Source organism: Entomohabitans teleogrylli, from assembly GCF_001484765.1.
Lineage (GTDB): Bacteria > Pseudomonadota > Gammaproteobacteria > Enterobacterales > Enterobacteriaceae > Entomohabitans > Entomohabitans teleogrylli.
In genome coordinates, this window is record NZ_LLXO01000060.1 from 1 (window position 1) to 12755 (window position 12755).

At 50.2% G+C, this 12755-nt stretch carries 13 protein-coding genes, 2 pseudogenes and 1 CRISPR repeat array; of the genes and pseudogenes, 11 read left to right on the forward strand and 4 right to left on the reverse strand.

Annotation, left to right across the window (positions count from 1 at the left end):
* The first annotated feature begins 52 nt into the window (after positions 1–52).
* Positions 53–142 carry a hypothetical protein gene (locus AQ981_RS28615; protein WP_420809809.1) on the forward strand — a complete coding sequence of 30 codons (90 nt, stop codon included), beginning with the start codon at positions 53–55 and terminating at the stop codon, positions 140–142.
* 78 nt (positions 143–220) lie between these two features.
* Here AQ981_RS28615 and AQ981_RS24800 read toward each other — a convergent pair whose 3' ends face one another.
* Both AQ981_RS24800 and AQ981_RS24805 read right to left on the reverse strand, forming a co-directional pair.
* Complete coding sequence (locus tag AQ981_RS24800; protein WP_058914439.1) at positions 221–502, reverse strand: helix-turn-helix domain-containing protein; 282 nt, start codon at positions 500–502, stop codon at positions 221–223.
* The gene (locus AQ981_RS24805; protein WP_058914440.1) at positions 499–810 is read right to left on the reverse strand and encodes a type II toxin-antitoxin system RelE/ParE family toxin; all 312 of its coding nucleotides are present in this window, start codon (positions 808–810) and stop codon (positions 499–501) included. The genes AQ981_RS24800 and AQ981_RS24805 overlap by 4 nt, the downstream gene beginning before the upstream one ends.
* Positions 811–980: 170 nt before the next feature.
* Between AQ981_RS24805 and AQ981_RS24810 the strand changes: the two genes are divergently transcribed.
* The 10 genes from AQ981_RS24810 to cas2e all read left to right on the forward strand — a co-directional run bounded on the left by AQ981_RS24810 (position 981) and on the right by cas2e (position 10617).
* Positions 981–1184 (forward strand): hypothetical protein, encoded by a 204-nt coding sequence (locus AQ981_RS24810; RefSeq protein WP_058914441.1) that lies wholly within the window; start codon positions 981–983, stop codon positions 1182–1184.
* A gap of 60 nt (positions 1185–1244) precedes the next feature.
* Complete coding sequence (locus AQ981_RS28620) at positions 1245–1604, forward strand: transposase (RefSeq protein WP_420809810.1); 360 nt, start codon at positions 1245–1247, stop codon at positions 1602–1604.
* A gap of 731 nt (positions 1605–2335) precedes the next feature.
* Positions 2336–5002, forward strand: coding sequence for a CRISPR-associated helicase Cas3' (cas3, locus tag AQ981_RS24815; RefSeq protein WP_058914442.1), 2667 nt, complete (start codon positions 2336–2338; stop codon positions 5000–5002).
* Positions 5003–5008: 6 nt separating this feature from the next.
* The gene (gene casA, locus AQ981_RS24820; RefSeq protein WP_058914443.1) at positions 5009–6511 is read left to right on the forward strand and encodes a type I-E CRISPR-associated protein Cse1/CasA; all 1503 of its coding nucleotides are present in this window, start codon (positions 5009–5011) and stop codon (positions 6509–6511) included.
* A complete protein-coding gene (casB, locus tag AQ981_RS24825; protein WP_058914444.1) occupies positions 6508–7023 on the forward strand; it encodes a type I-E CRISPR-associated protein Cse2/CasB in 516 nt (171 codons plus the stop codon). Before casA ends, casB begins: the two co-directional genes overlap by 4 nt.
* Complete coding sequence (gene cas6e, locus AQ981_RS24830; protein ID WP_058914445.1) at positions 7020–7655, forward strand: type I-E CRISPR-associated protein Cas6/Cse3/CasE; 636 nt, start codon at positions 7020–7022, stop codon at positions 7653–7655. The genes casB and cas6e overlap by 4 nt, the downstream gene beginning before the upstream one ends.
* 15 nt (positions 7656–7670) lie before the next feature.
* Complete coding sequence (cas7e, locus tag AQ981_RS24835; protein ID WP_058914446.1) at positions 7671–8717, forward strand: type I-E CRISPR-associated protein Cas7/Cse4/CasC; 1047 nt, start codon at positions 7671–7673, stop codon at positions 8715–8717.
* Between the two features lie 3 nt (positions 8718–8720).
* Complete coding sequence (gene cas5e / locus AQ981_RS24840; RefSeq protein WP_058914447.1) at positions 8721–9425, forward strand: type I-E CRISPR-associated protein Cas5/CasD; 705 nt, start codon at positions 8721–8723, stop codon at positions 9423–9425.
* A gap of 44 nt (positions 9426–9469) precedes the next feature.
* Positions 9470–10330: a type I-E CRISPR-associated endonuclease Cas1e gene (cas1e, locus tag AQ981_RS24845; RefSeq protein ID WP_058914448.1), complete on the forward strand. Its 861-nt coding sequence runs from the start codon at positions 9470–9472 to the stop codon at positions 10328–10330.
* A gap of 8 nt (positions 10331–10338) precedes the next feature.
* Positions 10339–10617: a type I-E CRISPR-associated endoribonuclease Cas2e gene (gene cas2e / locus AQ981_RS24850; protein ID WP_249226389.1), complete on the forward strand. Its 279-nt coding sequence runs from the start codon at positions 10339–10341 to the stop codon at positions 10615–10617.
* A gap of 53 nt (positions 10618–10670) precedes the next feature.
* Positions 10671–12040: a CRISPR direct-repeat array (repeat unit 28 nt; unit sequence GTCTTCTCCACGCACGTGGAGGTGTTTC).
* 90 nt (positions 12041–12130) lie between these two features.
* Here cas2e and AQ981_RS27505 read toward each other — a convergent pair.
* Together AQ981_RS27505 and AQ981_RS24855 are read right to left on the reverse strand one after the other, a co-directional pair.
* Positions 12131–12350: pseudogene (locus AQ981_RS27505) on the reverse strand (IS3 family transposase); the annotation flags it as partial.
* Positions 12305–12658, reverse strand: a pseudogene (locus AQ981_RS24855) (IS110 family transposase); the annotation flags it as partial. The pseudogenes AQ981_RS24855 and AQ981_RS27505, both read right to left, overlap by 46 nt.
* Between the last annotated feature and the right edge of the window lie 97 nt (positions 12659–12755).

Consider the following 12755-nt stretch of genomic DNA (forward strand, 5'->3'; position numbering starts at 1 on the left):
CTGAATAACCCATCCCCGTCAATACGGTTCACGCTGCACGCTTACCCTTCAGATAACAGAAACCCGATCAGATGAGGACAAAAAAGACGTGCAGGCGGTCCTTCAGTCGAACTGGGAAGACGACACCTGGTTACCTGAGTGACTAATCTTTATAGGCTGTTGTAGGGAGGCTTTCACTGATGAATCGGGGATAGAAGGGTGGGACCGCGGTCCCACCCTATCAGTACAGAGCTTTGATATCGATCTTCGCACCACATGCCGCTGCATAGCGACTGAGTGTTTTGACGCTGGCGCCAAGAGGATTTTTTTCAAGCCTGGTAATAGCAGACGGCTCAATATTGAGCCGGCGCGCAATGTCGGTTTTTGAAAGACCAGCGCGTTCGCGCATGTCGTACAGCATCTGCAGCAGCATCAATTCTTTGTCTGCTTCTTCATAACCCCGGACAGCCTCTGGGGTATCAAGCATTTCTTTGCGCAGATCGTCTAATGTTATGCCTTTCATTTGTTCATCTCCTGTAGCCTTTTCCTGGCTATTTCTATCGCTCCTGCAGGTGTCTTCGGTGTCTTTTTAACAAACGCATGCAGCAGGTAGATATTCTGGCCTATCGAGTATGCATACAGCGTTCTGGCAATGTTTTTATCCCCAACCCGGAGTTCGAACATTCCGGTGCCCAGCGGCTTACTGTGCGGCATTCTTAGCTGGCCATCCTGGCTTAACCGTTCGATGAGTCGGAACATGCGACCTCGCAGTTCGTCCGGTAGTTCCTTCAACTCAGGAACTGCGTCCTCATGAGTTATGACATTAAACATAGTATATCCTCCTGACAGTGAAAATTATACTAAAAGTAAAAATAAGCTTAAATGTAAGATTTCACTTAAAAGTGAAAAATAAGACTGACTTTGCACAATGGACAGAGTTAAATTTGTTCGCATAGACGGGATGCCATCTGACTTAACCAACGGAAAAGAAAGGGGAAATTATGAACTGCGAAGGAAATGAAAAACTCCGGCACGACATTGCAGATCTGTATGACGATGTCGCGGCATTAGAGGAAAAATTCCGGCGTCTGGAGATGAAATACAGACTGAACAATAATCTTGTGGAAAGTATGGCTGGCCAGATCGTAGGGGATGCCGGACGCCATCGGCCCTTAGCGCGACAGGAGAACGGACATGAATTTTAAAGAAATGCGTGAAGAAATGACCGATGTAGCTATGAGTAGCCAGAGATAAGGGAGCCAGCGATTAGGGGCTTCTGCCCTGACGGTAGCTCTGGGCGACAGCGCTGGTTTTCAGAATGGCCGGCATTTTGCCAGTTATCTGGGGCTGGTTCCGAAGGAGCCAGCAGTGGTGGTAAAGTCAGACTGCTCGGGATAACAAAACGCGGGGATGGTTATCTGCGAGGACTGCTTATTCATAGCGCCCGCTCAGTGGTTTACCGGGTCATCAACCTTCCGGAAGAACGATGTGGAGGTCTCCAGCGGTGGCTGAAAGGTATTATTGCCCGAAGCGGCGTAAATAAAGCTGTAGTGGCGCTGGCTAACAAAAATGCGCGAATAGCGTGGGCGCTAATAAACCAGAAAACAGAGTGTATCGTTAAGTAACTAACTGATTTTAATAAGTCCAAAGAGTTGATGTACTGACAGGTAGAACCGACTCTCTGTGAACCAGATAAATAGCTGGACTGTAATAAGTCATGGCGTTAATGAGGCCAGAGAGTACGGATGTTCATCAGGGCTCACGAAGCCGGATATATGTGTGTGGCTACTTTGTCAGAAAAAATCTGCGCGTACTTGCATCGGGGAGATGTCCATATAAGCTATTTAGGTATTACTGTGTTTTTATCTATCAATAAAATAAAAGCGATTGTTAAGGCGAGGATTTTCAATGAGTAATAATCATTCAAAATGGTGTGTTAAAAATATAACTCTGAAATACATGATGAATATCGCGGTTGTAAATTTTAATCGATGATAGTCTACCGCTTCTTTTTAACTGAGAGATGTAAGTGATTATGGACGAAATCTGGCATGTATCTGTATTTATTAATAAAGGATGGAATATAGTGCTTATTTGATGTGGATAATAAAAGATAAAATTTCAAAGAAATACGACGTTAATTAATGGTGAGGAAATGGAATATGAAAGAATTTATTGCATTACAGGAAATTATTAAGGAATGTTACCTATGGTAAGTGAAGATTTAGATGCCAATATTTTGTCTGTGAAAAAGTAATTCAAATAAAAATTTTGTCAGCAGCTGGACCGAATATTGTATTTTTGTATGTGTGGGTTTTATTCAGTTTTTATGTTGATAATTACAGCTGGAGGAGATGTGCTGAGATCCCGAAAAAAAAATGCTTTTCCAGTCATTAAGTATCAGCAATGCCTGGCAAAGACATATCGGTCTGCTGATGGCAGTTTAATGCCAGGACGCAACGTCTATGAGCACTGTCTAATCGTTGGCTCAGTCGCTAAATATCTGATCGGTCATTTTCCTGAATACCTGCGGAAGGTGCTTTTTCCTGAAGGCAGCTCGTTAGTTGCAGCCTGTCACGATACAGGAAAGCTTTCGCCGACTTTCTACCTGCGCCTACAAATAGCTCTTAACTCTACGTCATCCTCCCAGGTCCAGTCGTTGCTTTCAACTCTGGGTTTTTCATCTGGAGCTACAGCTGCAGAAATTGGTCATTTTGAACAAGCGCGTTGGGGGGGACACGCCGGGGCTGGGGCGATTGCACTGGAGGATATTTCGGGAAGCTCGCATATAGGCGTGATCGTCGGGCAGCATCATGGATGTCGTTCAGTAACAAGTTTCTACAGTGCGGATAGCGAAGTTCTGGGGGGGAAGGAGTGGCAGAGTGAGCGTCGTGCGTTGGTTGAGGCATTGCAACGGGTATTAAATGAACCCTGGCCAGCAATCACCCGTTCAGATTTTGCCCTGCGGCAGTTGCTGGCGGGGCTGACTTCGGTTTCGGACTGGATTGGTTCAAATTCGTTGTTTGACGATCCTGCGCTGTCGTGGCAGAACCAGCTTCCTCTAGCTCTGAAAGTCGCAGGAATTGCGACACCACGGTTTATTCCGAATCTGGAATTTGGTGAAATTTTCAAAGATGAAATGGGGTGCCCCTATAGCCCCAATGAGTCGCAACTTTCGCTATATGAGGCAGTAGTCGGACCTGGGGTTTATGTGCTGGAAGCCCCAATGGGGCTGGGAAAAACAGAAGCGGCACTGTATGCAGCTTATAAGGTTTTAGCAGCCGGGCAGGCAAGAGGGATTTATTTCGCACTGCCCACCCAGCTCACCTCCGATAAAATCCATCAACGTTTCACAACCTACCTTCAGGCTATTCTTGTGTCGGGCAGCAATCATCATCAGGCGCTGCTCTTGCATGGCAAGTCGCATTTGCAGGAGCAAGAAATGGGTGAGGAGGGCAGACCAGGAGGTCATTGGTTTTCTTCACGCAAGCGCGGTTTACTCGCACCATTTGCGGTTGGCACTCTCGATCAGGCTTTGATGGCGGCGATGAATGTCACACACGGATTTGTTCGAGCATTTGGGCTGGCAGGGAAGGTGGTTATCCTGGACGAAGTGCACAGTTATGATGCGTTCACCAGTCTGATTATGCAAAAGCTGGTTGAGATGCTGCGTGAACTTCACTGCACGGTCATCATTCTCAGCGCTACGCTGACGCAATCGCGCAGGGCTGCGCTATTGTCAGAACCGGATTATGACTGTGATGCCTATCCGGTAATTAGTGCCCAGTCGCGCGTGTCGTCTGATGTTTTGAGTTTGCCGCTGTGTCCTCCGGAATCTAAAAAGGTCCTGCTACAGTGTGTTCCTCACGAATCGACAATAGCGCTGGAGGAAGCGTTATTACGTGCAGAACAGGGCCAGCAGGTGTTGTGGATTGAAAACACTGTGAGCGATGCGCAGGCGCGTTATTTTGATTTTGCAGCACGTTGTGCGGAAATGGATATTGCGTGTGGTCTGTTACATTCCCGGTTCACACAACGCGATCGGGCAGTGATAGAGGATAGCTGGGTTGGTTTGTATGGCAAGGGGGGTTGGGGACAGAGAGTTCAAACCGGGCGGATCCTGGTTGGTACTCAGGTTCTTGAGCAATCTATCGACATAGATGCTGATTTTCTGGTAACCCGCTTTGCGCCGACTGATTTATTGATGCAACGTCTTGGTCGTCTGTGGCGTCATGCTAAAACGCCACGTCCGGACGACGCTCGCTGTGAAGCCTGGATCCTGGCGCCGGATCTGAAGTCAGCAATAGTATCCCCTGAACGAGAGTTTGGGGCCAGTGCGCTGGTGTATTCCCCCTATATTCTTTGCCGCTCGCTGGAGGTCTGGCAAGGATGTTCTGCTGTGTCCCTGCCGAAAGATATTCGCCTCATGCTGGAGGCGACTTACGCACCACGTGATGAACCTGCACCCATGAATCAGTGGAAACATGAGCTGTTTAACGGCAGAAAAGTGTGGCCTGTTCGTAAGGGGATCAATGAGCTTGAACAACTCGCTCGCCTGACGCTTTCTGGCGAGTCTCAGACGCTGCCTGAAAGCCGTGCCCAGACGCGCTACAGCGAGCAAGATAATGGATCTTTTCTGCTGTTACGTGGCGTTACTCGTGATGAGAAAGCCAGAATAACCCGCCTGCAGTTACGTTGCGGTGAATGGCTGGAAATTCCCTGGCGACGCAGCCAACTGGATGAAGCGCTATGGCGAAAATATTCCCTGCGTCTTGAAAGCGAGCGGGTATCGCTGCGTAGCGCGCAATACCCCGATGCTGTGGAAGGGGAATGGATTTGGGATTGCGGATTACAGCATCTGTTTTATGCCGGAAACACCGCAAAAGATGAAGATCGTGAGCTGAGAGTAGCGGTTGTCGGTGTCGAGGGTGATCTGCGTGGTATCGACGGAGAGTTCCGGTCGTCCCGCTACCGCTACAGCTATCGGGACGACACGGGTCTTCGCATTATGAAAAAGGAGTGACGAGAGATGGAGGAGTCGGGTAATCGCTTCAGTCTTATTGACGAGCCCTGGATCCCTGTAGTGGATGTGGGGAGGGTCAGTCTGAAGCAGGTCTTCAGCGATCCACAGTTACGTACACTGGGAGGAAATGCATTACAGAAAATTGCCCTGATGAAGATGTTACAGGCTATTTGTCAGGCAGCTGTGACGCCGGAAAACGACAAACAGTGGCGTGAAATCGGTGCTGATGGGTTGTGTTTCGCTACGCTGAATTATCTGGAAAAATGGCATGATCGTTTCTGGTTGTATGGCGAACGGCCGTTTCTGCAAATGCCTGCAATCGTCCGGGCAGAAATTAAACCGTTTGGTGCAGTGCTACCGGAAGTGTCTACCGGTAATACAACGGTACTGACGCAAGGCCAGTGTGAAAAACCAATGAGTGATGCGGATAAGGCGCTGTTAGTGGTGGTGCAGATGAGTATGGCACTGGGCGGGAAGAAAACCGATAACAGTGTGGTACTGACGACGGGTTATACGGGAAAAACCAACAATAAAGGTAAATCAGCTACCGGCAAACCCGGGTCGGCGCTGGCATTTATGGGGCTGATGCACAGCTTTTGCATGGGTTCCACACTCCGGGAAACACTCTGGCTGAATTTATTTAGTACAGACGATATTGCTGGGCTGACACAATACCCAGCCGGTCTGGGACGAGCACCCTGGGAGATGATGCCAGAAGGCGAAGATTGTCCTGTTGCGCGTGAACTGAAACGCACTCTTATGGGGCGATTAGTACCTGTAGGGCGTTTTTGCCTGCTGGCAAAGGGGGGGCTGCACTATAGCGAAGGTATCAGCCACTGTAATTATAAGGAAGGGCTTTACGATCCTTCTGTGCTGATTAACAAGAAAGGAAAAGAACTAAAAGTTCAGTGGACTGATCCCAGTCGTCGCCCCTGGCGGGAACTGACCTCTCTGTTGGCATTCCTGCAGGTTCAGGGGGCTGAATGGGAATGCGAGCAACTACGCATTGCTGTGACAAAGCTTCGCCAAACGAAAATATCGTTTGGCATCTGGTCCGGCGGTTTAAGAGTCAGTAGCAACGCAGGAGAACAGTATGTTTCTGGTTCAGACGATCTGGTGGAATCCTTACTTTGGTTGGATCCTGATGAGTTGAATTTATTGTGGTTTTCCCATTTCCAGGGGGAAATGACAGCGCTGGATTTGCTGGCAAAACGTTTATATGGCGGCGTCAGCAACTGGTGTCGTGAAATGAAGGTTGAGCCTAAGCCAATAGCCGCACTGGCGACGGAACTCTTCTGGCAACTCTGCGAACATCAGGCGCAGGACCTGATTGAGAACTGTACGGATCCCGATGTGCGTCAGCGGTTGCGTTGGCAGTTTTCTCTCTGGTTTTATCAGGCTTTCGATACTTTTTGTCCTCATGAATCAACACGTCAGCTTGACGCGTGGGCCAGGAATCGCCCTGGCGTCGCGGACTACCTTGAAGTTCCCAGGAAGGAGATCGTATGAGTGCAACAACAGAACGCCGCACGCGCAGCGGCGAGTTTATCAGCTACCTGTTCAGGCTCTGCAACCAGGACAAAGGAAGCGCTGCTCGTTTGCGTCGTGCAGCAAATCCAGCGACTGAATATCAAAGCTGGGAGGTTTTAGGCAGCTTTGGTATCAGGCTTGATAATGATGTCGAACGACGCGTTCATGCATTGATTGCTGCAGGGTTGGCGAATAGTCGTGCAGAGAAAAATGGCACTTTGACTCTGGGGCGAGCGATTGCACTTAGCTTTCCTGAGGGTAATGCCAGCGATCAAGCAAGAGCCAGATTGCGTCGACTGCTGGCGTGTGATTCTGCACAGGAAGCCTGCCTGATTCTGCGGCCTCTGCTGACACTGGTTCAGAGTCGTGTGCCGTCAGCCCTCGATTATGAGCGCCTGCTTAATGATCTTCTGTGGTTCAGTGATAAGACAAAAGCGCGCTGGGCACAACAGTTTTACACCAGAGAGGCACGTGAGGAGAACGGGCTATGACGCACTACATCAGCGTTTTGCGCCTAGATGTGTCCGCCTGCCGTCAACTGAATATTACTGATGGTTACAGTTTGCACCGTGTGGTGTATGGCCTGTTTGATGATATCCGTTCTGATGAACAGAAGCAGAGCTCTGTAATCAGTGGTATCCAGTGGGTTGATAAAGGCGGTGATGCTCGCGGACGGCGCGTTTTAATCCTGTCAAATCGTCCGCCGAAAGAACCGAACGTTGGAGAACTGGAAACCCGAACTTTGCCGGAGGGATTTCTTTCCAGTCACCATTATCGTTTCACCGTCTGTCTAAACCCTACCCGGCGGGACAGAGGGACCCACAAATTGATACCGATACTTGGGCGTGATGCTATTGGTGCATGGTTTTGCCAGCGCGCTTCGGGTTGGGGTTTTCACGTCGATCCGTTACAGGTTCAGGTTGATGCCATTAAGGTGATGCGGTTTGATGCGGGCGCTCAGAAAAACGTCACACTGCAACAGGCCACCTTAAGTGGACGGCTCACTGTAGTGGATCTTCGGCTATTTAAACGCAGCTTCATGAGTGGCATCGGGCGTGGTCGTGCCTTTGGCTGCGGCTTACTGCAAATCGTTCCTCTCCCGGAAACTGTTTTTTTTGATTAAAACAAGGAAGATGTCATGACATATTTGAAAAATACCCGTATTGAATTTCATATTCTGCAATCTTTCCCTGTGACCTGTTTAAATCGTGATGATGTCGGTGCGCCAAAAAGCGCTGTCGTTGGCGGTGTTACCCGTGCCCGGGTCAGTTCACAGTGCTGGAAGCGTCAGGTGCGTATGGCGCTTCAGGAGTCAGGCGTCAGACTCGGCGTGAGAACAAAAAAAGTTAAAGAGCTGATTTATCCACATTGTATCGCTCTGGGTGCCAGTGAGGGCCAGGCAGAAGGTTGTGCAGAAAAAATCGCTGAATTGCTGGCTGATGATACGTTGCTGTTTATCAGTGATGCTGAAGCTGCTGCTTTTGCCGCATATGTGGATGGAAAAGGCTTTGATGCCCTGCAGATCAAAGATAAAGAGCTGGCTAAACTGGCGAAGAAGAATCTCAACAGGAATCTGGATGCGCTGGATATCACTCTGTTTGGGCGAATGGTTGCTAAAGCTGCGGAGATGAATGTCGAAGCGGCGGCCTCATTTAGTCATGCCATTTCCACACATAAAGTGAGTAACGAGGTGGAGTTTTTTACTGCTCTGGATGACAGGCAGGATGAGCCCGGCTCTGCACATATGGGAAGCCTGGAGTTTAATGCTGCAACCTATTATCGCTATATCAGTCTTGATTTAGGCCAGTTGGTGCAAACCCTGGGGCTGGGTGATGATCCTGCATCTGTTAAGCTCCTGGGTCAGACGATAGACGCGTTTACCAGAGCGCTGTTTGTTGCTGTACCATCCGCGCGCCAGACCACGCAGTCTGGTGCCTGCCCGTGGGAATTTGCGCGTGTGCTGGTACGTCAAGGGCAGCGTTTACAGGTTCCGTTTGAAACGCCCGTTAAAGCAGAGCTCGGTGGTTATTTGCAGCCCAGCATCAAAGCGTTGAATAACTACCTGAATAAAAAAGAGAAGCTCTTCGGTTCTTTGTTTGGAAAACTGGGGGACTATCCATGGGGGGAGGACGAGAATTACTCCATTGATAATCTGATCCACGATCTGCAACGTCACGTGGGGTAAGCCATGAATCAGCGTTATTTGCTCCTCTGGCTGGAAGGTCCGCTACAGAGCTGGGGACATGACTCTCGCTTTGGACGCCGCGATACACTGTCATTCCCGACCATGTCCGGTGTGTGTGGTATTTTGTGTGCTGCATTGGGTGCAGGCGGCGAGCAACATGAACTTCTGGCTATGATGAGTGAGGGAGACTGGCGCGTTCGTGCGCTGGTTCGTGAGGATAAGCCTGGTGTCGAGCCACCGCCGTTACGTGATTTTCATATGGTTGGTAGCGGCTATGATGAAAATGACCCGTGGCAATTACTGCTAATACCTAAAACAAGCGAAGGTAAAAAGGCCGTCGGTGGGGGCACGAAAATGACCTATCGCTATTATTTGCAGGACTGCGTCTTCGCTGTTGTGGTGTCGCTGGAATCTGAACTGGCGCAGCGTATTTCCGATGCACTGGCTGCGCCTGTATGGGAGCTTTCGCTGGGACGAAAGAGCTGTGCGCCCACGGAATTTATTGGACAGGGTATCTTTGATACGCCACAGGAGGCGTGGGCATGTTGTGATGCCCTGGCAGGTGAAAAAGGTCGTATTACAGGCTATGAGGTTCTGACAGGTACTCACCCTGAGGAAGGCGAAGTGTTAACACTTAATGATGTGCCTGTTCAGTTTGGTACTGACAAGCGTTACCGCGATCGCCAGGTTACTGTTATCAGACTGTAACATCAGCGGGCCGGAGGAGGCCCGCAATTATTCAGGGAGGATGTATGGCAAATGGTCGACGCCTTTTTGTCAAAATTACTCGTGAGTCACTGCCGCAGGTCAGGGATAAATATCCGTTTATTTATCTGGAACGCGGCAGGTTGGAGATCGATGACAGTAGTCTGAAATGGCTGGACTCTGACGGCAATGTTGTGCGATTGCCAGTTGCGACATTGAATACATTACTACTTGGGCCAGGAACGTCTGTTACTCACGAGGCGGTAAAAACGGCGGCGGCAGCTAATTGTTCGCTTTGCTGGGTAGGTGAAGACAGCTTACTATTTTATGCGGCCGGTTTTCAGCCAACGGCAGATAGTCGCAATATGCGGCGACAAATGGAGCTGGCTTGTGATAAGAAACGTGCGCTGGACGTTGCCAGAATGATGTTTTCCAGCCGCTTTCCTGATGCCGATCTTACCGGAAAAAGCCTGAAAGAGATGATGGGAATGGAGGGGCATCGGGTTCGGGCTCTCTATCAGGAAAAAGCTCAACATTATGGCGTTGGTTGGAAAGGACGCCAGTTTACGCCGAATCGTTTTGAACTGAGCGATACGACCAATCAAATCCTGACATCTGCCAATGCTGCGTTGTATGGCATCCTTTGCTCAGCAGTCCATGCGATGGGATATTCTCCCCGAATCGGATTTATTCATACAGGCTCACCGCTGCCTTTTATTTATGATTTAGCTGATTTGTATAAAGCTGAGCTGAGTATCGACCTGGCCTTTGCGCTGAATAAGGAAATGGCCGGGCAGTATGACAAACACCTTCTGGCAAAACGTTTTCGTGAACGCATTATCACCATGGATCTTCTGACGCAGGTGGCGCGTGATGTTACACGCCTGCTGGGGGAAAGCAGGAAATGATAGTCGTCGTGGCTAATGATCTTCCGCCAGCAGTACGTGGCCGCATGAAGCTCTGGTTTGTCGAGCCCAGGGCCAATGTATTTGTTTCCGGTGTTAAAGACTCTGTTGCTAATCATGTGGTGGACTATTTGCTGGGTCACTGTCCGACAGATGCAGGGGTCATTATATTTAAAAGCTTGCCCGGCCCGCCCGGTTATGAAATCAGAACAGTCGGTTTGCCCGATAAAACTCTCTGTGAGATATCTGGACTGCAACTGGTAATTGAGAAAATACTGATGGAGAATTAGGTAGAAAACCCAATATGTGGATTGTTCAGAGAGTTCTTTAACAATATATTGGTGTCTTCTCCACGCACGTGGAGGTGTTTCTCGCCATTATTACCCATAGCATAAAATAAACGAGTCTTCTCCACGCACGTGGAGGTGTTTCCAGGGTTTGGGGCGGTATTAATTACGGGTGTTTGTCTTCTCCACGCACGTGGAGGTGTTTCCGCCGTACATGGGCTGACTGGCTGCAGTTCAAAGTCTTCTCCACGCACGTGGAGGTGTTTCCGGCAACCCGCTAAATCAGGCAATGGCGATCGCGTCTTCTCCACGCACGTGGAGGTGTTTCCAAGGCGATTCACAGTGGCCGTGGTTCCGTCGAGTCTTCTCCACGCACGTGGAGGTGTTTCTTATTTGAGCGTCCCATTCTTCCCCCGGGATGGGTCTTCTCCACGCACGTGGAGGTGTTTCCACATACAGACGGCCAACCAGCGCTGATGCCTGGTCTTCTCCACGCACGTGGAGGTGTTTCTTGCGCCCAGCATGGTGGTGAACGATCCCCAGCGTCTTCTCCACGCACGTGGAGGTGTTTCTTCGTTATTTCCCTTTGCCCATTCATAGATAGAGTCTTCTCCACGCACGTGGAGGTGTTTCCAGGTCGGTCGCGCATCCCTCCCTGTCGAGAGAGTCTTCTCCACGCACGTGGAGGTGTTTCCCATTTTCTTGATCGATTCAGGAGATGTATCTGGTCTTCTCCACGCACGTGGAGGTGTTTCCGTTTGTCTTGCCGCTGGCGCCGTATGCATCGAGTCTTCTCCACGCACGTGGAGGTGTTTCCAGTTTGGTTCACTGATAGAGGTAGAAAAAGACGTCTTCTCCACGCACGTGGAGGTGTTTCTAAGCCGATGGACAGTAGAAGACACGACTGATTGTCTTCTCCACGCACGTGGAGGTGTTTCTAGCGACGTATCTGCCTCCCCTTCTCGTTGCGCGTCTTCTCCACGCACGTGGAGGTGTTTCTTGAGAAGGCGGTAAAATCTGTCGGCTGCCTGAGTCTTCTCCACGCACGTGGAGGTGTTTCCATACTGCGCGATAGTCCACCACATATTGCACCGTCTTCTCCACGCACGTGGAGGTGTTTCTACCGCTAAGCTTGGAGATGCCATCAGGGAAGTGTCTTCTCCACGCACGTGGAGGTGTTTCCGGGGAGCGGGATTGTATTTATCAGCGGTAAACGTCTTCTCCACGCACGTGGAGGTGTTTCCCCTGTTTTAGCCGCCCAGTCTGGTGCACTGCAGTCTTCTCCACGCACGTGGAGGTGTTTCTTAGTTAGCTTGTGCCAGTCTGCGTCGTCAGCGGTCTTCTCCACGCACGTGGAGGTGTTTCCAGTCTTACCTGACCTGGTTCGAGTCGTCCAGGGTCTTCTCCACGTACGTGGAGGTGTTTCCCATCACTCGTTGAGTTGCCGGGGCCGTGGTTTGTTTTCTCCAAACAACCAGCCCTCCTCTGTACGTAAGTACGTGATGTCACTCGCTCACTTCTGGTTCGGGCCGGTGGCGTAAGTCCTGCTTCAGCAGGTTATCAGACACCGGCAGGCTGTGCGCACGATAGCTGACCGGGGCCGCTTTTGCACGAAGCCCCTGACGCCGGAGACTGGCGGCAATAGTTTTGACGTTGTACACCGGCAACACCTCAGCAAGACGGGGCGCACCATATCCTGCTGTTCCGGGCTTTTTGGCGGCACGAACTGCATTGTCGGTTGCATCAGAGCCACTGCAATGGCCTGTGCATCATTACCGTCATTTTTTTGCCCACGGACAAAGGGTTTTACATACTGAGGACTGATGACCTTTACTTTGTGCCCCAGTTTCTCAAACTCACGCTGCCAGTAAAATGCCCCGGTGGACGCTTCGATCCCTATCAGACAGGCTGGAATATTTGCCAGCGTCTGGAGTAATTCTTTTCGGCCAGTGCGTTTCGTGTAAACCGGTTTGCCGGCCTGGTTTAATCCGCAGAGCTGAAAAACATTTTTAGCCAGATCAATACCCAGAAATACGATATTCATGGCGATTCTCCTGGTGAGCACATTTCGTACAGTTAACCGCTACGGGAGGAGGTAGTCCATCCCATTACCTGGCGTAAGAAGTATGGCGGTATGGAAG

What these genes read in the sequence shown, in the direction of transcription:
- AQ981_RS24800 (WP_058914439.1), bottom strand. Translation starts at nt 502, where the DNA reads ATGAAAGGCATAACATTAGACGATCTGCGCAAAGAAATGCTTGATACC.
- AQ981_RS24805 (WP_058914440.1), bottom strand. Translation starts at nt 810, where the DNA reads ATGTTTAATGTCATAACTCATGAGGACGCAGTTCCTGAGTTGAAGGAA.
- AQ981_RS24810 (WP_058914441.1), top strand. Translation starts at nt 981, where the DNA reads ATGAACTGCGAAGGAAATGAAAAACTCCGGCACGACATTGCAGATCTG.
- casA (WP_058914443.1), top strand. Translation starts at nt 5,009, where the DNA reads ATGGAGGAGTCGGGTAATCGCTTCAGTCTTATTGACGAGCCCTGGATC.
- casB (WP_058914444.1), top strand. Translation starts at nt 6,508, where the DNA reads ATGAGTGCAACAACAGAACGCCGCACGCGCAGCGGCGAGTTTATCAGC.
- cas6e (WP_058914445.1), top strand. Translation starts at nt 7,020, where the DNA reads ATGACGCACTACATCAGCGTTTTGCGCCTAGATGTGTCCGCCTGCCGT.
- cas7e (WP_058914446.1), top strand. Translation starts at nt 7,671, where the DNA reads ATGACATATTTGAAAAATACCCGTATTGAATTTCATATTCTGCAATCT.
- cas5e (WP_058914447.1), top strand. Translation starts at nt 8,721, where the DNA reads ATGAATCAGCGTTATTTGCTCCTCTGGCTGGAAGGTCCGCTACAGAGC.
- cas1e (WP_058914448.1), top strand. Translation starts at nt 9,470, where the DNA reads ATGGCAAATGGTCGACGCCTTTTTGTCAAAATTACTCGTGAGTCACTG.